Origin of the sequence: Pontibacter sp. SGAir0037 (assembly GCF_005491705.1) — a bacterium.
Taxonomy (GTDB): Bacteria; Bacteroidota; Bacteroidia; order Cytophagales; family Hymenobacteraceae; genus Pontibacter.
This window is the reverse complement of sequence record NZ_CP028092.1, coordinates 3,016,804-3,036,309: the sequence shown is the minus strand read 5'-3', so window position 1 is coordinate 3,036,309 and position 19,506 is coordinate 3,016,804. Positions and strand designations below refer to the sequence as shown.

Genomic DNA, 19,506 nt, shown 5'->3' with positions numbered 1-19,506 from the left:
CAGCGAAAAGAAAAGGAAGCAGAAAAAGCAGTAGGTTTATTACCCCGCATAGGAGCATTTGCAGCAAGAGCCGGTTTCGACTGGTTTATAGGTGCGCTCATTGGTATGATTGTGCTGGCATACATATGGCCAACACCCGGCATACAGGAAGGCCCCTTCTCACTAAGTGAAATTGCTCACTATGGCGTTGCCCTCATATTTTTTTTCTATGGTTTGCGGTTAAGTCCTGAGAAATTAAAAGCTGGCCTGAGTACCTGGAAACTCCACCTGGTGGTACAGTTTAGTACCTTTATCCTGTTTCCTTTGCTGCTGATTCTGTTGCACGGTTTTTTTATTGGCACCGACTATGAGCTGCTTTGGCTGGGGTCTTTTTACCTGGCTGCGCTGCCGTCTACTGTTTCTTCGTCGGTGGTGATGGTGTCTATTGCAGGCGGAAATATGCCTGCCGCTATTTTCAATGCCAGTATCTCCAGCTTACTGGGTATTTTTATAACGCCTCTCTGGATGAGCCTGTTCCTGACGACGAATGCCGAAGGATTTGATATCTGGGAGGTGATGGGGAACCTGATGCTGCAGGTCCTGTTGCCCGTAGTGCTGGGGATTGTTCTGCACCGCTTCTGGGGAGCCTATGCCGAAAAGCACAAGAAAAAGCTGCGTTACTTCGACCAGACTATTATCCTGATTATAGTATATACTTCCTTCTGCGAGTCTTTTGCCCGCAATATGTTTGAAGACTACAGCCTGCTCAACCTACTGGTTTTGGGGGCAAGTATGCTGCTCTTGTTTTTCCTGGTGCTGGGGCTGATACAAGGTATTGGGAATGTACTTGGCTTTAGCCGCGAAGACAAGGTAACAGCCGTATTCTGCGGTTCTAAAAAATCGCTGGTGCACGGCACGGTGATGTCGAAAGTTATTTTCCCGGATGCCAATATGGTTGGTATTATGCTGTTGCCCATTATGATGTACCACGCGCTTCAGTTGTTGGTTGCCAGTATTATTGCACAGGCTCAGGCACGCAAAGCCGGATTAGATGTGTCGGGCGAGTAGTTTATATAGACTTTAACATATCTTTAACCTTTCTTTAACTAAAGTTAAGGGGTGCTGATAATCAGCATTTTATATGCTTTTCGGGAAATAATAGGGAAAAATTATACAGATTGATGATGTATCCTGAAATTATTGGAGGCGAAATGATCTGTTATTTCCCTTTTGCAAACGTCCTCTAATGTTCTGTTTCTATACATAAACCATTTGTTATGTACCTGGTCAAAAGCTAAAACAGTAAGTAAACCCATCTCTAAGTTCTGGCGGTTTTCGAATAACTCTTTTCCACTTACCTGTACCTGGTTATCCCAATTGTTGAACAGCAGCAAATAACCGCGATCCATGGCTTCGGCGGCAATCTGCTTTTCCATTTCTCCTGTATCCATACTTCTTAGATGGGTTTCTATTTTAGTTTGACTTCACAGATGTTAAGAGAGCCTGATGCGTCTCCAACAGAGATATATACTTGCTTTGCAGGTTAAGCAAAGCTCTTTCGCATTCCTTTAGCGTGTGAGGGCGGTAATAGTTGTTTGAAGCCTCAGAGACATCATTGGCTGATATTTGATTCGAATCTTGTTTATCGTCTCCTGCAGGATTGAACATGTTCGGGAATTCTTCCGTGAAATCGTGATGAATGATTCTGCCAACCTCTAGAATAAATTCATATTCCAAATTAGCATCATCAAATTTGTTGTATAAGGTGCCTCTACTAATATTCAGCTTCTTATGAAGTTTTGATAGAGATATACCGCTACTTCTTACAACAGCTTCAACTATTTCTCCTCTATGAGCCATAAACAATTCTCTTTTTGGTTGTACAAAGTTTGTAAGAGAGTTGTATAAATTTCTGTACATATTTTAAACAATATTTCTTGCGTTTGTGATTAAAATTTAAATACATTTGTACAACATTATTCAATAATGTTTAGTATATGTTTAATAATCGTTTAAACAATAATTAAACCAAAATTCAAAATATGATCAGTAATGCAGAAAAAATTGAATTGAGGGAGCTTTTAGACAAATATTTAAAGCATGGTGACAAAACTGAAGTGGCAAGCACTTTAACTGTTTCCCCACAGATAGTTTCTATGGTGTTAAAAGAGTTTGATCTAGAATCTCCAATTATGGATGCATTGATAGCTAAAGCAGAGGCTAATAAAGCGGCTAGCCTATCAAAAACGAAGCATAACGTCAATAAAATCAAAAATTTAGGTACGTAATATGGCTGTGAAATTTTTTATAGGATCAAAGGGTAAGCGGCGAAACAAGGTTTTGCTTGAGCTTGCTTGCCAACTGCAGTCTCAACTGGGTAAACCGGTGCATATTTTACGGCTTGATAGCTTAAATTCTAAAAGGGAGGATAAGTTATGAATTTCAATGTTAAAGGTGAGCTTCGTAATGCTTGTTTGCATGCTACTGAAGTAGCAATGTCAACTAATTCAGTTCAAACTTTTAGGGTTTGTGATGTTCAAATACCTGGTGGAGCCTTTTGGCAGGTTCAGATTAAAGTGACTAATAATGCGTCTGAGATCATTGACATTGGAGAGGGAGACATTTTAAACTATTCAACAACCCTAGTTAATAGAATTCCAATTGAAACTAAAGTATACCTCCTCACCATGAATTTTAAGGTAGCTCAAATGGCAATGGATCTCCGTGATGGTGAAGCTATAAGAGAATTAACAAAAATAGTTAAGGATGCTGGGTTATATAATGTATCCACATCATCTAGTGATATTCTTGAGTTCTTCAGGAAAGCCTGGAAATTGGTGAAAAAAGCAGCTATTACAGTATCCAGAAAGGAGGTTGTATCATGTTAACAGTTCCTACAAATCCAGCAACTATCAGGGTTCATGACCGGGTAACTCATCAGCAGTTCGGATGCGATGAAAAGTTTTTTCAGGAGCATGTTAAAGGCAAGGATTTACCAGTGCTTAAAAAGTACAACTCCTTCTATGTAGTGCTTCCCGTGGCAGGTACTAACCCTGAGACAGATTCTTATACAGTACACGAGTCAGAGCTACTTCCTAAAGATCAAGTTCATGGAAACGCTTAAGTATTCATCAGATCCGAACAACTTACTTCACTTGGAGTGCTTCCCTGCTGTTCGTGTAGACAGCGGTAAGTATAAACTGGAGCAGCAATACAAGGTGCAGTTAGGAAGTAAGGAAATCGGAGTTGTGCAGTGTGTTAGATCACAGGATATCCTATTGAGGCATATAACTGACAGTCTTTCTTTAACTATTACAGGTAAAGAAGCCGCTTATATGAAAGCAGTACTAAAAAAAATGTATCCTAACACTGACTGGTACAGGCAAAAGATATGCTACATGCACTTTAAGTGGGTAGAGAGGTTTCAGAACGCAGTTATAACAGAGCATGTACCAAAGCAAATAGCCGTGCAAACTTCATTAGGATTGACGGCGCGGTCATACTCTTCTCACGCTTAAACATCCAGTCTTTTACTGATTAGTTAGGCAATTGCAAAACAGTTGCCACGGCTTCTATACTCATTTACAAATGAAAAAGCATTTCACTTTTCGCCTTACCGCTTATATGCTTATGATTATTGTTTTAGTTGGCTTGCTTTCGTGCAACAGGACCTTTTCAACCTGCCCGGCATATAAAAGAAGCTATGCAATGAATCGCAGGCACAAACCCGCAAAAAAGCCAGTGATGGCGCAAACTTGGTTGAGAGATACTACTAAAAATTAAACTGCAATTCTTATGAACACTGTAAAGGTAACTGTAGTGGCAGATGGTCAAATTCTTGACAATGCTAAAAAAATGGAGGTTGTTCCTCCCATGACTCCCCAACAAACAGCAAACAACTATGCTGCTTATGTAGAAGATTTATACTCTCTTCCGCTAGGAACTGTGTCTGTAAGTTTTGAATAAAATTTAATGAATAAAATGGAACAGAAACACACTCCTGGCCCGTGGTATGTAAATGATTTTTCAGGTTACCACAATCTCTATGACAAGCCTGATTATAACGCCAACAACCTACTTGATGAGGATCAGTGTGCAAGAGCGCCGCACAATGCAAAACTGGCGGCGGCAGCGCCTGAACTGTTAGATGCGCTGCAAGAGCTTATTGAGGTAGCCACTGAATACTACAAGATGGTGTTTGACAGAGACGTTCCGGCAGATCACTACGCGATCAGCAACGCATTGGAAGCAATCAAAAAGGCAACCGAATAACTAATGATATTATGGATATGCATACACTAGAACAGCGCATTTCTGAAGTGATGCTTTCGTATAAGCGGGGTGAGTTGCATCTGAGCGATGCCGTCAAGCGGATAATCACTTTTGCAGTAGTACCCCCATTACTAGAGGCTCAGGAACATAATAGTCGACAGGCAGCTAAGAACGTCATAGAAATAACAACCTAATGAATAAAAAAGGTGACGAACTTTTGTTTTTATCTAGGATAAAAGCAAATGGAGAAGGGGTTATGAAACCTACTGAAGCTTCAAAATACGAAGAGCCTTATACCTTGCATGTACTGTCTCTCACACACAAAACCTATATAGCTTTTGGAGTTAATAGTGTCTATGTAGTGAAACTGAAAAAATAATGAAAAAGATGATTCTACATTACATTATTGTGGCACTTGCTATCCTGTTTATTGCTGGAGCTATTTGGCATGGGTGGAGCGTTGAAGTAGGCAATTCATCCGGGTTTCACTTTAAATTATATCAACTCCCCCTGAAGCGTTTTTTTAAAAAACCCTGAAAATTTGACTAAATGAGCAACATAATTGCGCTCGAAAACAAACTGAGGCGGTTGCGAAAGCTTATTTATAAGCATGGTGCCTGGAGCGTTGGTTTTAGCTACATACGCGCAGAAGAGCAAAAAACCATAGAGCAACTAAAGCAACTACAATCTAACTAACACCCTTCCAACTTTCTTCCAAGTAGCTTAAATACACTACTATGTCAGACCAAAATTCTTCATTACCATACTACAAACAGAGGCTGCAGGAAGCTGGAATTCCTGATGCTCTTAATATCATTACTGCCAAAAAACCTGATCTGGATGTATATGCTACTTCCAAATCAGACTATATCTTCTCTCAGGATGATCCGGAAAAGGATAACATGAAAATTTTGTATCCGGATTTGTACGGTAATTTCTACACCTATGATAATGGTACCAAAAACAACCCTGTAAAAATATTTTACAGAACGCGCCTTAAAAAGCCCCTCCAGATCGTCCGGAACGGGAGAGAAGAGGAAATGAAGTACACTCAGCCGAAAGAAACGGGGAACTATCCTTTCTTTAACCCTGGACTGATTCTAAAGTTCCGGAACAAAGAGAAGATAAAGGATCTGTACTTTGTAGAGGGGGAGATGAAAAGCTTTAAGGGCTATGCTGAAGGTCTGGATATAGTTGGATTACCAAGCATACACGGCTTTTATAACGGGGATGTTCGGGGTAAGCTTCATGAGGATATACAGGAGCTTATTATTACCTGCCAGGTTGAAAACGTAATTTTTATCACGGATGCCGATACCTTAACTATCAGGTGGGAGAGCGGTAAGGATTTAAGTAAACGTCAGTATAATTTTTATGGTGCTGTAAAAAACTTCAGAGAGTCGCTACAACTGCTGTTGGATAGGGATGATGTAGCCCTGAAAAATATCTACTTTACCCACCTTAAAAGGAAATTCTGTGCAGAGGAGGCAAAAGGGCTGGATGATTTGCTGGTTAAATATCAGGCTGAAAAAGAAGCAGTACTAAATGACTTAAAGCAATTCCAGTTTGCAGCCCGTTTCTTCGAAGGCTTTATTCTGACCGATGGCAATTTCAATAAGCTATTCAAGCACTTTGGGCTGGATAATGTTGAAAACTTCTATTCTATTTATAAAGACTTCATCGGGAGCAGAGAGTTTGGCTACAGGAGAGCGCTATATCACCATACAGGGGAAAAGGTAGAGTTTGTAGCGCATCAGGATGCAGAGAAATTTATGCGGGTGGGGCCTGACTGGCTGAAGCGTGTGGGTGTGCCGAACAAATATGGCGAACTGGAGGAAGAGCTGGTACCCTGGAAGATCGGGGAGATAACCCGCGACTACAAGAACATAACTAACTTCCTGGACCAGGTACCAAAATATGATTCCTTCTGTGTGATGCCGAACTGGAACGGACACTATCAGCGGGTGCACAACGGCTGCTATAATCTTTACGCGCCGCTTACTCACCTGGCCAAAGCAGGAGGAATAGAAACAACGCTTAATTTCCTGAAGCACGTTTTCGGAGGAGAGGCTACAGTAGATAAAGAAATTATCGGTGATCAGTTCACGGTTGCTCTGGACTACCTCACACTGCAATTCCAGATGCCTGAGCAAATGCTGCCGGTACCTGTATTGGTCTCTCCCGAAAACAGAACAGGTAAATCTACTTTTCTAAAATGGCTGCAGCAGATATATGCCAGCAACGCCTGTATCCTGGGCAACGACCAATTTAAAATGAAATTCAATGCCCACTACATTACAAAGTTCATCATCGGCATAGATGAAGGCTTTTTGGATGTAGATAAGAAAGCAGAGAAAGAGCGCCTGAAGCAGCTGGCCACGGCTGATACCGTGTACATGGAGAATAAAGGCATGAACGTGAAAAAGATCAGCTACTACGGTAAGCTGATTATCTGCTCTAACGATGCCGACCGTGTTATGAAAATGGAAGATGGGGAGAGCCGGTGGTTTGTTGTTCGGGTGCCCCGAATTTCAGATGATAACGTTGATCCGGACCTGGAAAAAAAGCTCAAAGAAGAAATACCAGCCTGGCTGCACTTCCTTAAACACCGAAAGGTTTTCCACCCAAAGGCAGACCGTCTATGGTTTAAGCCGGAGTGGTTCATTACTGATCAATTCAAGAAAATTGTAGAAACAACCAAGAACAGGTTGGATGCCACTGTTGAAGAATACATCAAAGAGAAGTTCCTGATGTATAAGCTGCCAGTGCTGAAAATACACCTTAAGTTTCTCCTAAAGGATATTAATGAGATGAGTAAGTACAAGTTCGATGAAAAAGAGCTGAAGTACTACCTGAAAGAGAAAAGAGGCATGGAGGCGCATAAGGTGCAAAGAATTCAGATACCAGTTTCTATCGACATGGAAGGAAATTTCGGAGAGCCTACCATCACTTACCACCAGGACACGCAAAGGGCCTATGAGTTTAGGTACGAAGACTGGCTGAGCGAAGAAGATATTGAGGAGTTCAAAACCCCTTTCAACCCTAAAGCTGATGAAGAAGTGAAAACAAAATCGGTACAGGGAAATCTGGAGCTGAACGCAAAAGTGTATCAGAAAAATCCCTCTTAAATTTTTCTTTTGAAAACCCCCTTTGTGCAGCTGTAAAGGCTGCTAGATAATATTAAAAAGTGTATCACAATAAACAGATGATTTTTAAGAACAATAAACTCAATGATTATGGCAAAAGAAATGATCAAAACCATAGGTGAAGCCATTCCAATTCACCGGTTGTTATGGATGGAGGAGTTTCAGTTTACAGAGACAGGCCCGATTTGTCAAAAGACAGGTCTAATTAAGAATGGTGAAGAAATTGGCTACATCAATGCAAATTCTAATATCGAATATGCCGCTCCTGATACAATGGTACTGCCCGTTAAAATTCACATTAAAAACTAAAGATTAAAACGATGAAAACTGTAGATATAACAGTAGTTCAGCAACCTACTGATGTACATTTTGAATGTCCCGAATGTGAGGAAGAAGTAGACATTGATTACAGAAAATTTTGCTCAGAAGTAGGTGAGCCTTGTGATTGGAGCTATGCCACTTTCGAGTGCCCCGAATGCAATAAAGAAATCGAAATTGATTCAGTAGACTGGAATTAATCTAATGTTTGATCTAACACACGGAGCTCTATTTAATGGCATTGGAGGATTTCCCCTTGCAGCTGCTTGGGCGGGAATAACAACCCGGTGGATAGTTGAAATCAACTCCTATTGCAATAACCAATTTAAAAAGCAATTCCCAAATGCAACTCAGTTTACAGACATACGAACCGTCAGAAACCTTCCTTACGTCGACATTATCAGCGGCGGCGACCCGTGCCAGCCAAATTCGCTTAGCGGAAAAAGGCTTGGCCAGGAAGATCCACGTTTCCTCTGGCCAGAGATGTTACGCATTATTGTTGAGACAAGGCCACGTTGCGTGCTTAACGAAAATGTTTCAGGAAGCATTTCTAACGGGGTCCTGGATCAGAAGATCAGCGATCTGGAAAGTGCGGGCTACAGCTGCTGGCCGCCCCTTGTTATACCTGCAAGTGCCGTCGGAGCCTTTCACAAGCGAGAAAGGGTATGGCTTATTGCCTACACCGATGTTCAAGGACGGGAAAGGGTATTATGTGAGCACCCGGGAAGCTGCACTCAAACGAGTAGGCCGGAATATCCACTGGATGCACAAGGCAATGCTTTTCTACAATTTGAAGAAAGGCTGGGCGAACCCGCGGTTTTCGGAGTACCTCATGGGATACCCACCGCAGTGGATCAATTAGGTGCTTTTGGTAATGCAATTGACCCCCGAATAGCCTTCGAGATTTTCAAGGCAATCAAAGAAGCAATCACGAAAAACTAATGGTTTACTACAACAGGCACTCATTCTTTAGATTCAAAGAATTGGGAGCGGCTCTCGGGTATCCTGAGTGCTGCATTAAAGAATTTATCAGTGATCAATTCGCAGGTATCTTACCAGGAATGACTTTAAGAGGAGATTATGGGCAAAATACTGGTTTTATTCCTTGCCTATATCATTGCATGATGATAGAAGTTGGGTTAATTAATCTCCACAGTTTAATACAACCCACACGCATATTTAGCACTGCTTTCCCCTCTTGTTCTCATGAAGAGTTCTACGAATTCATAAAACCTTTAAATTTATAATGAATAACCAATGACACAAGTAGCGCTATTTGTTAGGGTATCGAAGAACAGCCAGGACTACAACAGGCAGATCTGTGATCTGTCTGTACTGGCAAAGCAAAAGGAATGGGAGGTAGTTGCCACTATAGCTGAAAAGATAAGTGGGGCTACTAAAAACGCTGACAGGGAAGGTATACAGAAGTTGCTGGAGCTGGCGCACAAGCAAGGCATTGATAAAGTGCTGGTGACGGAAGTTTCCAGGCTTGGAAGGAAAACATCTGAGGTATTACAGGTGCTGGAGAAGCTAACAGAACTTGGTGTTTCGGTATATGTGCTTAATTACAATATGGAAACTATAAACAAGGGAGGTAAGCAGAACCCGATTGCGCAGATGATATTTACGTTGCTGGCCGAATTTGCCAGGCTGGAGCGCGAAACTCTTGTGGAGCGAATCAATTCCGGTTTGGAGCAAGCAAAGCGAAGAGGCATCAAGCTCGGTAGAAGGGAAGGTTCCAAAGTGAGCACAGAGAAGTTTCTGGAGAAGTATAAAGCTGTGGTCCGTCAGTTGAACCAGGGTAAAAGCGTCAGAGATATTGCGGCCATTTGTGAGGTAGGCACTGCCACAGTACAGAAAGTGAAGAAAGCTTTAGGGGGTTAACGCTATTCGGTAGAAGCATTCTTTTCGGTTGCTTGAATATCAAGAAAAAGCAACAAAGCAAATGGGGCCTGTAGAGGCCCTTTTTGCTTTTACACCAATTCCTACGAATAATAACGTACGAAATGTAACGTATGTAACATAAATACAATAACTATGAATTTAGTTTTAATTTGCAAAGGGTAGTTTTCGCCACAAGAATTAAAAACCTGTTACATTTGTTACATTTGTTACAATTTATTAAAAATATAAGAATAGACTAAATAGAGTGGGTTTTTCCGGCCCGAAATTTTGTAACAGAAAAAATCAGTTTGTTACATTTGTTACACCCTAAAAACCTAAACCTCAAAATCTGTAACAAAAGTTACAAAAAATAAACCCCTTGTAACAAAATATATTTTTGGTTAAGTTGTAGAAAATCAGTAAATTAAGGCTTAAAAGTAACAGATGTAACAAAAGTAACACTGTTTTAAAAATTCACGCAGAAATGGCCGATTTACACCATCTTGCCGAATCACCTGAAATACCCGCACTTGCTGCTGAAACTGAGTTTTATCCAAAATACCTGTGTCGAAACAACGCGCTTTTTATAAAGTTGCTCAGCGAGACTAAAATACAGCAGATAGCAGGGGAGGATTACGGCAACGTCAACTGGAACTGGCAAAGCTCCTCGTACGAGTGCTCTGCCCTGTTCACCAAACAAATGTTATCAGACCCCAACTATATACCTGTTTCAGAAGATGCCTACAATGAGATCAGAAACCGCTATATCACCTTCCACAAAAAGCTGCTGCAACGATAGCCACCACAGAAGAAGCCACTACCAGACACTGCTGCATCACCTGCAGCAACGCATAAGCCAGGAGGCTGACCCGGTAAAGAGAAAGGAACTGGAGGCGGAGGCCGCCCATTGTGAATTCGAAATGGAAATGAGCTGATGAGAAAGTATGACTATAACCGTACGCGCTTTTACGGCTACCCGCTCCAGGTAAGGTTTCTGGAGAAAAAGCAGGAGGTAGAACATACCGGTATTGTAAAAGAGAAAAAGCCGGATTGCCTGGTGTTCCAGGACGGCAAAACAGTTTTCCGTTCCCGTATCATCAGCCACCGCGCCGCTTAACCATTTGCCTCTTATTCCTATAAGCCAGCCTCATCGCTGGCTTTTTTTGTTTAGAAAGTATTTATACATATATGTATAAAATGTGTGCAATATATGTGAAATTAGATGTAATAAATTGTTATATTTAATTGTTCCCGCTTCGGTTGTCCCTTAGTAGCGGTTATCGGCATGCTAAATTGTACGATATTTATAAATGGCATATGATCCTCACCTTTCCTGTTAAAGTAACATCGGCAGTATACAAGTACCTGCAGGTGCACTTAGGCCCTGATTACAAACTCTCGGAAACAGACCATATCGGCATGTACCTGTATAACCTGCTCCGGCAGCCGCTGCAGGATAAGCAGTACGACAAGTCTGTTGAAAAATACACGGCAAAATTCCCCGTCAGAATTGTCTCGTCCACGGTGATGAATAAGCGCTGCAAAAACTGCTCTTCCTACACCTTCTACAAATTCAACACCTTTATCCAGAACCTGCTGAAGGCAGAACTGCATGCCTATGTAGACAACCACCGTGAGTTTGGCTTAACCATGCACGGTGCCATTGTGGAGTTTATGGAAAAGTACGATTTCTGCGATGAGGATTACACCTTCGAAGCCCTTAAGAAAAGCTACCAGCGATGGAAGGAGGACCAGGCAATGAAGAAAAATGTTCATCAGATTTGTCCCGCTCTTCGGCCCGTTGCCAAGCTATCTTTGTCAGCATAAGGCCCTACTGCATGCGCAACATAACACCGGATATCGATACCAATATTGGCGGCTTGGACATTGTGTTTTTTACACCTGTCGAAAACATAACAGGCTATCCCGTACAGGATGGTTTGGTTCTGCGTGGTGATGTAACTCTGAAAGAGAATTGTGTTTGGTACCTGATGGGATATACCCGCGACACGGCCAGTTATGAGCAGCAGCAAAAAACCGACAGGAGAGGCACCATCTACGAACTCAAGCAAAAGGGCTTCATTCCCAGGGATGCACCGGAGTTAGGTTCTGCCTTATATGATCTGGCCCGCCGCCGCTTTGCCCTTATGTTCCGCGACCGTAACGGGTTCCTGCGCATTACTGCGCCAGGCACTTACGCCACCTTTACCCATTCCTTTGCCTCTGGTGACTCTCCGGCAGACCGCAACGGCTATAAGGTAAGCTTTGAGGGGGAGGGAGTATTGCCAGCCCTTTATTATGCCGGTGCTTTTGAGGTGAGCGAACTTGGTATTGTGAAGCCGCCAGCTCCTGGTGAAGGCAACACGGTTACCATTATGTTCAACGGGCAGGTGGTTCGGTTAGTGCAGCCAGGGCAAATACTGGAGGTTACTTCTCCTTATACATTAGGATTTGATATCAGATTTATATGAGCATCACAACACCACAGGAGATCAATGCCCTGAAGGCGCGTATCGGTTCCGCTTTGCCGGATGGTAACCACGGCCAAATAACGCCTGCACAGGAAAGGGCGGCCCTCACCCAAATCATAGACTTCTTCCAGGAAAAGTTTTCGGCCCTTTCGGCTGTTGCTCCTGAGCAGTCAGAACTGCCGGCAGAGTACAAGTTCAGGCTCTACATCGTGCCGTCTCTGGCGGCAAATGCCTACGGGTATTCAGTTACCAGGGCCTATAATCAGCAGCTGGATATTTATGAGCCTGCTGCCTCCGCTAACTATATAGAAGTTAAGCAAGGATCGGCATATAATGCACAATATGCAGGCAAGCGCCTTCTGTTTTACAGTGATCAGTATTTTGACTATACCCATTCAGCAGGCTACTTAACTGATATAGCCCGATTGGGCTTCCCGGCTGTATACGATGATTTGTTTCATCCCAACTCTAATTTAGTTGATCTGACAAGGCTTGCCTTCAGCCAGCACATGGTCAGTGATTTCCCTTATCTGCTTTATGTTAACAACAATGCTGGCAACACCGCTTCTACTTACCACATCAACGATGCTGCCTCTGCTGATTTTCAGCTTATAACCAAGTACTACAATTCGGTTGCAGCAGGTAAAAAGGTATATGCCTTTGTAGGAGACAGCTTCCATGCCGGAGACAATAGTTACTTTGGCAACCTTTCTCCGAAGCAATACCAGGATCTTTATACAGGCGGTGTTTTTAATAACGATTACCCTCTGCTTAAGCAGCTGGAGACAACAGGATTGCTTCCACGTGTTGAAGTTCTAAACCTTAGATCTCTGGTTACTCCTTTTGAGGGTTCAGATGCCGTGCTTATCCCAAACCTGCAGGTTCCAGATCCAACGAGAGGCAACCAGCCGGTTAACAAGAAAACGCTGGATGAAACTAAGGCACAACTCCGCACAGAAGCCGCTTCTAAATTTGTTGGGGTAAATGAACAAAACCAGTTATTGGCCCCAAATGGATCTGTAATCGTTACTGGTCGCCCTGTGCTCGGATCGGATACTATCAAAAAAACAACTGATGGTGCCGGTAACGACGTTCTCTCTCTGGCTCCTGAAGTAGAGGAGATAATAGCTACTACAGAAGAGAATGCTAATAATGCACTTACAGAAGTACGTGATAAGTTCCTCGACAAAGATACTATTGCACAAGTACGCGCAATGTCTGCTACTGAAATAACTCTCCTGCAAAGTGGAGTGTACAGAGGTGTACGTTTGAGCGGGTATTCTACAAAAGGAGATACTCCTTTCCCTGCAAACTACTTTGTGTCTAATACTACTGAGCCTGATGATAATGGTTCAGTACTAGTGGTTGAAGATATTAAGCTAGCTACTACAGAGTACCTTTCTATAGAGCATTTTGGGGGTAGGAAAAATACCACGTATGATAGCTTTCCCGCTTTCAAGACTATGGTTGCTTACTATAACAGAATGAACTACAATATTACGCTTGTAGGGGAATACCTGTTCAAAGCTGATGGTACAGATACTACAATCTATGTTTCTGCTGACTTCTCTAAGGCGAAGTTAACAATGGATTGTAATGGTCACAAAGACTTTAGGATCAATTTTCGTCCTAGAACAAGCTTTCATTCTGCTACTTCTATAACTGATAATATTACCAGAACTACTGTTCTTAATGCAGTTGAAGCTGCAATCAACACAAATAATAAAGTACTTACAGGGATAGCAGCATCTACTCTTAAGAACAAGTATATATGTCTTAGAACGTATGATGCTCATAGAGTTGGTAGAGTAGAATCAGAAAGACTTGGAGGTAATGCGCAGACTTGGTGGAAGGAAGAGAATTTCTTTGTAGACGTTCATGGTAATATTGAAGGAGAATTTTATAACAACGACTTAGATTTAGTTAATCCAGATGGAACTTTTGCTTACTACATAGAAGGCTATGAGTTTTCAGATAAGAGATATTTTATAGGAGGCACGGTTAAGTACTTACAATCTAATATAAGTCCTAGTCCTAGTATTTATAGACAGATAGGATTCTACTTTGAAGGATTGTGTAATATAGAGCTAAGTGGGATAACAGCAGACATATACCCCATTCAAAATTCTATATTTGGATTTATACGCCTATTGAAGTGTTATAATGTAAGTGTTGATGGGCTTTCTGCTACTCCTGCTAATCACAATCACAGTCTTACAAACAACAACTCGTCTTATGTACTCAACATTACAGACTGTCAGAATGTAGACATATATAAATATACGTGTCCTGATTTGCTTAATAGCAATCAGTGGGGTTCTACGTGCGGTCATAGGTCTACAAATGTGAACTTCCATAACTGTGTTACGAATAGAATAGATTGCCATTACAGGGGGTGGAATTGGTCTGTTAATAACACCAAAATAGGTAATAAAGGCATTACTTATTCAGGCGGAGGAATATGGAGAATAAAAGATGTAGAAGTACATGGAGCACAATATATCCTGTCTGGTAGAAGTGATTATGCTTCTGAATTTAGAGGAGACATTTATGTAGAGTCTTCTACATTATATACATCATTCGATAGTAAGAACACTGTAGTTGATATAACTGTAGCTGCTGATACTACTAATAGCTTTGCTTTTCATCCGGGCAAGGTTAATGAAGTAATACATGCTGGATGTACCAATCTGTATATTAAGAATGTAACATTCTCTAATGCTGTTAGTGGAGGTGCCAGGCTAAACTCTTTCAATAGCGCAGTTAGGGTAACACAGGAGAACTTGACACAGCATATCAAACTTCCCAATGTGTACGTGGATGGAGTACAGATACAGAATGTTAGTGTTACATCCTCTGATAATGATAATAGATTCAGTGCATTCTACTTCGACTATTATAGCGCATTCATGCAAGTTAGGCAAGGTGCTAATAATGTTAATGTTAGTGCGGCTGCCTCAAACGTACTCCCTTCTTTCACAGAGAAATACAACCTTTTTGTAGAATGCAGGAATGTAAACTTTGGGAGAAATACAGGTATTAACTTAATAGCGTTTAATACTACAGGTGCCTCTAATGTTGCGGTGTTTGATGCTTCTACGAATAAAGGACAGGCACCTCTGATAAGCTTTATTCTTCATAATTGCAAGAATGTTGTTCCTGTTACACATGCCTACAGAGCGAAGATAGAAGCCTATAATAGCGAAATATTCAACGCTGTTACACCTTTTAATGGCGGAATGTATTCTTGGAATAAAGTACATGCTTACAATGGAGTATATAAGATAGGCAACACTTTTAATTATCCGCTAGTTAATAACAGTGTCTTAGAGGGCGATGTAATACTAAATGGTATTCAATTTGATGTAACGCCTGATGCGCCTGATAATCTCATAGCAGGGACTTTGTTTAGGACCACAAACTATCCTTCTGCAACCTTTACCCCTGTTGTGGTATTACTAGACTTCATTAAGCCAGAGATTAGGAATAATCATCTTTCCAGAGAGATAAAGGCGAGATTACAGATAATATCTAATAACCTAGTCGCAGCTGGGAATAAGGGTTTCCTGGTTTCTTATGTAGAGAATATTCTAAGAACTAATAGGGATGGGAGTATTGCAGAAGTGTCTAATATCGCTGATTTGCCTGTATTGTGGGATTTCACAAGATTCGGAAATCTTAAAGCACTGTACTACACAGGTACAGAAAAAGAGCAACTACATTGGGATAATACTAATGTTAGATGGGTTAACCAATTAGGGGCTAAAGTGGGTTCAAGAAGAAGTGGTACAACTGCTCAACGTCCTGCTGTTGCTGATGTGCCAATAGGTTATACTTATACTGATACAACAACAGGTTATTCTGTAAGAAGCAATGGTACAATCTGGAAAGGAGATAAGATAGAATGGGGAGTTGATTTTGATCTGAATACTGATACAGCAGATTGTAGATTCAGAGGTAAGATTCAGATAGATTTCCTTAGTGCGGTATTTACAGGATATACACTCTACAAAGCAGGTGTAGCTATGACTACCAGGACAACAATGGCTGATTTGAATACAGACCTTGCTACTATCACAAACCTTAGTGCTGAGAATTGGATTAGGCTAACCATAACACCTTCTTCTACAGAGAGAAAAGGTGGATTTGTAGGAGGGTACTATGCCTAGTTTCTATATAAGAGGTTATAGTACAGCCCCTGTTGCTCTGGCAGATGTATGGGTAACGGCCTCTTCCCAGGTGAAGGAGTTTGAGGTAACGCCTGGGGTATATGAAAAGTACGTGCGGGCAACTTTTGATTTTCATCGCTCCGGAGACACTTCCGATGCGCTTACAGTGACTGCCATGCACTCGGCAGCCACAAAGGGGGAAACAGTTACAAGCCCGCGCACATTCGCAGCAGGAAGCAATATCGCCTCATTCTCTATCAACTACTTTGAAAGCCAGGGGTGGCAGACGGGCGACACGATCAACCTTACGCTGCTGCCTGGCACCGGCTACACGGTGATCGAGCCGGATGAAGTGAGTATTCTGGTTGATTTTACCTCCGCGCCTAAATTTGTGATTGAGGACAATGTCATTAATGCGGCTATATACTTGCCAGCTCCTGGGGAGATCAGCGCAGACTACGAATACACCACCAACAACGAATCGACCTGGAGCCCGTGCGACGGCACCTACATCGATCTAGAGGGGGTGAGTATTCCGTTGGGGCACCTGAAGGTAAGGCGCAAGGCAATAGGGGCCACACCTGCCGGGCCTGCTGCAACCTCTACCAAGGCGTACGGCAACGCAGTCAAGGTTTGGCAAGGGCCGCTGGTGATCACGGCTGGCGGTGTTTACTCCGGCAGGTACAGAAGCACTGATCCAGATGTTCCCGCCGTAGACGTGAAAACCTCTGACTTTGTGGACCTATCGAATGTAGAGGTAGAGTATGCGCGTATAGGCATTAAGGCGCATTTCGGCACGCACAACCCAACATTAGGGCATGGCATGGGCATCAACCTGCGTTGCCGCAATGTCCGTGGCAGAGGCTTGCCGATTGTGGGCACGCTGGTGCAGAACAGGCAGTTCATCGATATTGAGGAATACATCAACCTCGACATCCAGCATTGCTTTTTCCGTAACTCAGCTGGTATCAAGTTCGTGGGAACATATAGAGGTAACGGCACTACCGACTCCATTGACGTGCGGTACAATGTTGGCTACAACATCGACTGCCGGTTAAGCGAGGAGCTGAGCGATCACAAGGACGGCTACGCCCGCATGCACGGAAATTTCATCACCTGGGGCAACACTAAAGGCACTGAGGTTCCGAACGTGAAGATCGACTGGAACTACCAGCTCTCGCGCATGGGCCAGTCTGACGGGGAGGATACCATCTCTATTTCCAATGCAAGGGGCCAGGCGGGTTCCTACGCCAGCGTGAGCAACAACCACCTGCGAGGAAGGGCTTACTGGCTCTACCAGCGCCACCACCACGGCGGTAACACGGAGCAGTACGACTCAGGAGTATCTATCCTGGTGGAGTCTCCCGGCGCCACCAACCAGTTCCGGCCTGATACCTGCGCCAGGTACATCAACGTGGAAGACAACCTGGCCATGGATTCCAACGGCGGTCACTTCGGTATCGCCTCTGCCATGGATGTGAAGATGCGACGCAACACGTCTATTTCAAAAGCGATGGCCGATAAAGCCGACTTCTTAAAGGTGGGTGGTGTGGATCAAGGTGAGTATAAGGGCAATTCCGGCGGCTCCTACATGCACGATAATTACTACAACAACACCAATAACTGCCAGGGCTGCGAGGTGAGCGACATGACCTACGGCATCGTGAAAGACTACCGCTTCTCGGAAGGCTACCTTCGGAAAGACGAGTTTTACGGCGGCAACACCAACCTGCAGCAGATCAACCCTCACTACCTGCCAGCGGAAGAGGTGATCGATGAGGCCACCATCAACGCACGGGAGCGATCCTGGTGGAACAGGGTAGCTGCTAATAATCTAATCATAGGGGTAGAGTAGCCGGCATTTATACCTACAAAACCCTGTCCTTTTTTCTCCTTCGGGTGTGGTTCATCTTTGTGTCGAAGCTTACAGCTACATAGATGAACCACCTTCTTTCCAATATTTTACGCGGTGCATGGTTAATAGACGAGCAGGCAGCCAACGGTTATATGCCGTATGTGCTTGCTTTGATTAACCGTGAACCTGTATCCACTGCCCGAATACAAGATGAAGAAGCCTCAACACTGCCGTTTGCCATTTCGGCCAGTGGTGAGGCTTTTACTCGATTCAGTGCCTACGATGAAGCACCATTAGGGGCTGTTGCGGTAGTGCCTGTCTCTGGGCCAATGATGACGGAGGATTATTGTGGTTCACCTGGTACCAGAACGATAGGGCAGCGCATTCAACAGGCAGATGCACATGAGAATATTGCTGCCATTATCGTGCAGTTTTCTTCTCCTGGAGGCACTGTGTTGGGTACAGAGCATTTTGCATCTGTTATAAAGAATACTAAAAAGCCTGTCGTAGCTTTTGCTGAGCAAATGTGTTCAGCTGCTTATTGGGCCGGTAGTGGTGCAGATGCTGTTGTGGCAGCTGGACAATCTGCTATGATTGGCAGTATCGGTACCATGATCTCTTTTGCAGACTATAGCGCACGCTATGAAAAAGAGGGCATTAAGCTGCATAATATTCGTGCTACGGAGTCAGTAGATAAAAATGAGGCTCATTACAAAGCTCAATCAGGAGATTACACTGCTATTCGGGCTGAAATGCTGGACCCACTCAACAGGGCTTTTATGGGTGCTGTTAAGGAGAACAGAGATGGAAAACTTGACCTGAAAAAGTTTAATGTGCTTACAGGTAAAGTTTATATAGGTCAAGACACTGTCGCTTCAGGTCTGGCCGATGAAGTAGGCACTTTCGAGCGTGCCGTAGAGCTGGCGTTAGAGCTGGCAAATTCCCAATCCACAGAGCAAAATTCAAATTCACATACCATGTTTGGAAGAAACAAATTTGCAGCAGTTGCTGCACTAGCAAACCTTGCTGTAGTAGAATCAGCAAAGGTAGAAGCTGCTAATGAAGAACTGGAGGCGGCTGGCATCACAGGCGCTGCCCTTATTTCTAAAGAAGATTATGAGGCATTACAGGCGAAAGCAGCCAGAGTAGATGCCTTGACATCTGAAAACACCACCCTCACAGCCGAAAAAGAAACATTGGTTTCTGAGAAAGCGACACTGGAGCAAAATCTGGTGGATGCCAATGCTAAGGTCGCAGCTTACGGTGCCCAGCCCGGAGCCACGCCAACTACTGAAACAGCAACTACTACCGAGATTACAGAAGGAGCTCCTGCTGCTAGTCTTGATACAGAGGCAGCTGCCTTCCATGAGTTGGGTAAATCATTTAAACGCTAACCCTTTAAAATTCTATAA

The 19,506-nt window shown here is 43.1% G+C and carries 23 protein-coding genes; 21 read left to right on the top strand and 2 right to left on the bottom strand.

The window, feature by feature from the left end; translation table 11 throughout:
• Positions 1-48: 48 nt before the first annotated feature.
• Positions 49-1,047 (top strand): bile acid:sodium symporter family protein, encoded by a 999-nt coding sequence (locus C1N53_RS12430; protein WP_256377507.1) that lies wholly within the window; start codon positions 49-51, stop codon positions 1,045-1,047.
• A 101-nt stretch (positions 1,048-1,148) separates the two neighbouring features.
• Here C1N53_RS12430 and C1N53_RS12425 read toward each other — a convergent pair whose 3' ends face one another.
• Positions 1,149-1,430, bottom strand: coding sequence for a hypothetical protein (locus C1N53_RS12425; protein ID WP_137759621.1), 282 nt, complete (start codon positions 1,428-1,430; stop codon positions 1,149-1,151).
• A gap of 22 nt (positions 1,431-1,452) precedes the next feature.
• Positions 1,453-1,839, bottom strand: a complete 387-nt coding sequence (locus C1N53_RS12420; protein WP_168194026.1) for a hypothetical protein — start codon at positions 1,837-1,839, stop codon at positions 1,453-1,455.
• A gap of 182 nt (positions 1,840-2,021) precedes the next feature.
• Between C1N53_RS12420 and C1N53_RS12415 the strand changes: the two genes are divergently transcribed.
• The 20 genes from C1N53_RS12415 (at position 2,022) to C1N53_RS12330 (ending at position 19,488) form a co-directional block, all read left to right on the top strand.
• The gene (locus C1N53_RS12415; RefSeq protein WP_137759619.1) at positions 2,022-2,267 is read left to right on the top strand and encodes a hypothetical protein; all 246 of its coding nucleotides are present in this window, start codon (positions 2,022-2,024) and stop codon (positions 2,265-2,267) included.
• A 147-nt stretch (positions 2,268-2,414) separates the two neighbouring features.
• Entirely contained in the window at positions 2,415-2,867 is a 453-nt protein-coding gene (locus C1N53_RS12410) for a hypothetical protein (RefSeq protein ID WP_168194025.1), read from the top strand.
• A 222-nt stretch (positions 2,868-3,089) separates the two neighbouring features.
• Positions 3,090-3,497 (top strand): hypothetical protein, encoded by a 408-nt coding sequence (locus C1N53_RS12405; RefSeq protein WP_137759617.1) that lies wholly within the window; start codon positions 3,090-3,092, stop codon positions 3,495-3,497.
• A gap of 277 nt (positions 3,498-3,774) precedes the next feature.
• Positions 3,775-3,945, top strand: a complete 171-nt coding sequence (locus C1N53_RS22560) for a hypothetical protein (protein ID WP_168194024.1) — start codon at positions 3,775-3,777, stop codon at positions 3,943-3,945.
• 6 nt (positions 3,946-3,951) lie between these two features.
• Positions 3,952-4,251, top strand: a complete 300-nt coding sequence (locus tag C1N53_RS12400; RefSeq protein WP_137759616.1) for a hypothetical protein — start codon at positions 3,952-3,954, stop codon at positions 4,249-4,251.
• A gap of 193 nt (positions 4,252-4,444) precedes the next feature.
• On the top strand, positions 4,445-4,630 hold the full coding sequence (locus C1N53_RS12395) for a hypothetical protein (RefSeq protein WP_137759615.1): 186 nt from the start codon (positions 4,445-4,447) through the stop codon (positions 4,628-4,630).
• 170 nt (positions 4,631-4,800) lie between these two features.
• Entirely contained in the window at positions 4,801-4,947 is a 147-nt protein-coding gene (locus tag C1N53_RS22555) for a hypothetical protein (RefSeq protein ID WP_168194023.1), read from the top strand.
• A gap of 41 nt (positions 4,948-4,988) precedes the next feature.
• Positions 4,989-7,379 (top strand): DUF5906 domain-containing protein, encoded by a 2,391-nt coding sequence (locus C1N53_RS12390; protein ID WP_137759614.1) that lies wholly within the window; start codon positions 4,989-4,991, stop codon positions 7,377-7,379.
• A 108-nt stretch (positions 7,380-7,487) separates the two neighbouring features.
• Positions 7,488-7,706 carry a hypothetical protein gene (locus C1N53_RS12385; protein WP_137759613.1) on the top strand — a complete coding sequence of 73 codons (219 nt, stop codon included), beginning with the start codon at positions 7,488-7,490 and terminating at the stop codon, positions 7,704-7,706.
• Positions 7,707-7,717: 11 nt separating this feature from the next.
• Positions 7,718-7,915 carry a hypothetical protein gene (locus tag C1N53_RS12380; RefSeq protein WP_137759612.1) on the top strand — a complete coding sequence of 66 codons (198 nt, stop codon included), beginning with the start codon at positions 7,718-7,720 and terminating at the stop codon, positions 7,913-7,915.
• Between the two features lie 4 nt (positions 7,916-7,919).
• Positions 7,920-8,657 carry a DNA cytosine methyltransferase gene (locus C1N53_RS12375; protein ID WP_137759611.1) on the top strand — a complete coding sequence of 246 codons (738 nt, stop codon included), beginning with the start codon at positions 7,920-7,922 and terminating at the stop codon, positions 8,655-8,657.
• 315 nt (positions 8,658-8,972) lie between these two features.
• Positions 8,973-9,599 carry a recombinase family protein gene (locus C1N53_RS12370; RefSeq protein WP_137759610.1) on the top strand — a complete coding sequence of 209 codons (627 nt, stop codon included), beginning with the start codon at positions 8,973-8,975 and terminating at the stop codon, positions 9,597-9,599.
• 484 nt (positions 9,600-10,083) lie between these two features.
• Positions 10,084-10,398, top strand: a complete 315-nt coding sequence (locus C1N53_RS12365; protein ID WP_137759609.1) for a hypothetical protein — start codon at positions 10,084-10,086, stop codon at positions 10,396-10,398.
• Positions 10,346-10,534, top strand: coding sequence for a hypothetical protein (locus C1N53_RS12360; protein WP_137759608.1), 189 nt, complete (start codon positions 10,346-10,348; stop codon positions 10,532-10,534). Before C1N53_RS12365 ends, C1N53_RS12360 begins: the two co-directional genes overlap by 53 nt.
• On the top strand, positions 10,534-10,716 hold the full coding sequence (locus C1N53_RS12355; protein ID WP_137759607.1) for a hypothetical protein: 183 nt from the start codon (positions 10,534-10,536) through the stop codon (positions 10,714-10,716). Before C1N53_RS12360 ends, C1N53_RS12355 begins: the two co-directional genes overlap by 1 nt.
• A gap of 200 nt (positions 10,717-10,916) precedes the next feature.
• Complete coding sequence (locus tag C1N53_RS12350; RefSeq protein WP_137759606.1) at positions 10,917-11,426, top strand: hypothetical protein; 510 nt, start codon at positions 10,917-10,919, stop codon at positions 11,424-11,426.
• An 11-nt stretch (positions 11,427-11,437) separates the two neighbouring features.
• A complete protein-coding gene (locus C1N53_RS12345; protein ID WP_137759605.1) occupies positions 11,438-12,070 on the top strand; it encodes a hypothetical protein in 633 nt (210 codons plus the stop codon).
• Positions 12,067-16,239, top strand: coding sequence for a hypothetical protein (locus C1N53_RS12340; RefSeq protein ID WP_137759604.1), 4,173 nt, complete (start codon positions 12,067-12,069; stop codon positions 16,237-16,239). The genes C1N53_RS12345 and C1N53_RS12340 overlap by 4 nt, the downstream gene beginning before the upstream one ends.
• Positions 16,232-18,094, top strand: coding sequence for a hypothetical protein (locus C1N53_RS12335; RefSeq protein ID WP_137759603.1), 1,863 nt, complete (start codon positions 16,232-16,234; stop codon positions 18,092-18,094). The genes C1N53_RS12340 and C1N53_RS12335 overlap by 8 nt, the downstream gene beginning before the upstream one ends.
• Positions 18,095-18,177: 83 nt before the next feature.
• On the top strand, positions 18,178-19,488 hold the full coding sequence (locus tag C1N53_RS12330; RefSeq protein WP_137759602.1) for a S49 family peptidase: 1,311 nt from the start codon (positions 18,178-18,180) through the stop codon (positions 19,486-19,488).
• Positions 19,489-19,506: the final 18 nt, after the last annotated feature.

Bases quoted from the DNA above. Each gene is read 5' to 3' on its own strand.
- C1N53_RS12390 (WP_137759614.1), top strand. From the start codon at position 4,989: ATGTCAGACCAAAATTCTTCATTACCATACTACAAACAGAGGCTGCAG.
- C1N53_RS12365 (WP_137759609.1), top strand. From the start codon at position 10,084: ATGGCCGATTTACACCATCTTGCCGAATCACCTGAAATACCCGCACTT.
- C1N53_RS12380 (WP_137759612.1), top strand. From the start codon at position 7,718: ATGAAAACTGTAGATATAACAGTAGTTCAGCAACCTACTGATGTACAT.
- C1N53_RS22555 (WP_168194023.1), top strand. From the start codon at position 4,801: ATGAGCAACATAATTGCGCTCGAAAACAAACTGAGGCGGTTGCGAAAG.
- C1N53_RS12350 (WP_137759606.1), top strand. From the start codon at position 10,917: ATGATCCTCACCTTTCCTGTTAAAGTAACATCGGCAGTATACAAGTAC.
- C1N53_RS12330 (WP_137759602.1), top strand. From the start codon at position 18,178: ATGAACCACCTTCTTTCCAATATTTTACGCGGTGCATGGTTAATAGAC.
- C1N53_RS12395 (WP_137759615.1), top strand. From the start codon at position 4,445: ATGAATAAAAAAGGTGACGAACTTTTGTTTTTATCTAGGATAAAAGCA.
- C1N53_RS12355 (WP_137759607.1), top strand. From the start codon at position 10,534: ATGAGAAAGTATGACTATAACCGTACGCGCTTTTACGGCTACCCGCTC.
- C1N53_RS12415 (WP_137759619.1), top strand. From the start codon at position 2,022: ATGATCAGTAATGCAGAAAAAATTGAATTGAGGGAGCTTTTAGACAAA.
- C1N53_RS12385 (WP_137759613.1), top strand. From the start codon at position 7,488: ATGGCAAAAGAAATGATCAAAACCATAGGTGAAGCCATTCCAATTCAC.
- C1N53_RS12405 (WP_137759617.1), top strand. From the start codon at position 3,090: ATGGAAACGCTTAAGTATTCATCAGATCCGAACAACTTACTTCACTTG.
- C1N53_RS12335 (WP_137759603.1), top strand. From the start codon at position 16,232: ATGCCTAGTTTCTATATAAGAGGTTATAGTACAGCCCCTGTTGCTCTG.
- C1N53_RS12420 (WP_168194026.1), bottom strand. From the start codon at position 1,839: ATGGCTCATAGAGGAGAAATAGTTGAAGCTGTTGTAAGAAGTAGCGGT.
- C1N53_RS12345 (WP_137759605.1), top strand. From the start codon at position 11,438: ATGCGCAACATAACACCGGATATCGATACCAATATTGGCGGCTTGGAC.
- C1N53_RS22560 (WP_168194024.1), top strand. From the start codon at position 3,775: ATGAACACTGTAAAGGTAACTGTAGTGGCAGATGGTCAAATTCTTGAC.
- C1N53_RS12370 (WP_137759610.1), top strand. From the start codon at position 8,973: ATGACACAAGTAGCGCTATTTGTTAGGGTATCGAAGAACAGCCAGGAC.
- C1N53_RS12400 (WP_137759616.1), top strand. From the start codon at position 3,952: ATGAATAAAATGGAACAGAAACACACTCCTGGCCCGTGGTATGTAAAT.
- C1N53_RS12410 (WP_168194025.1), top strand. From the start codon at position 2,415: ATGAATTTCAATGTTAAAGGTGAGCTTCGTAATGCTTGTTTGCATGCT.
- C1N53_RS12360 (WP_137759608.1), top strand. From the start codon at position 10,346: ATGAGATCAGAAACCGCTATATCACCTTCCACAAAAAGCTGCTGCAAC.
- C1N53_RS12425 (WP_137759621.1), bottom strand. From the start codon at position 1,430: ATGGATACAGGAGAAATGGAAAAGCAGATTGCCGCCGAAGCCATGGAT.
- C1N53_RS12340 (WP_137759604.1), top strand. From the start codon at position 12,067: ATGAGCATCACAACACCACAGGAGATCAATGCCCTGAAGGCGCGTATC.
- C1N53_RS12375 (WP_137759611.1), top strand. From the start codon at position 7,920: ATGTTTGATCTAACACACGGAGCTCTATTTAATGGCATTGGAGGATTT.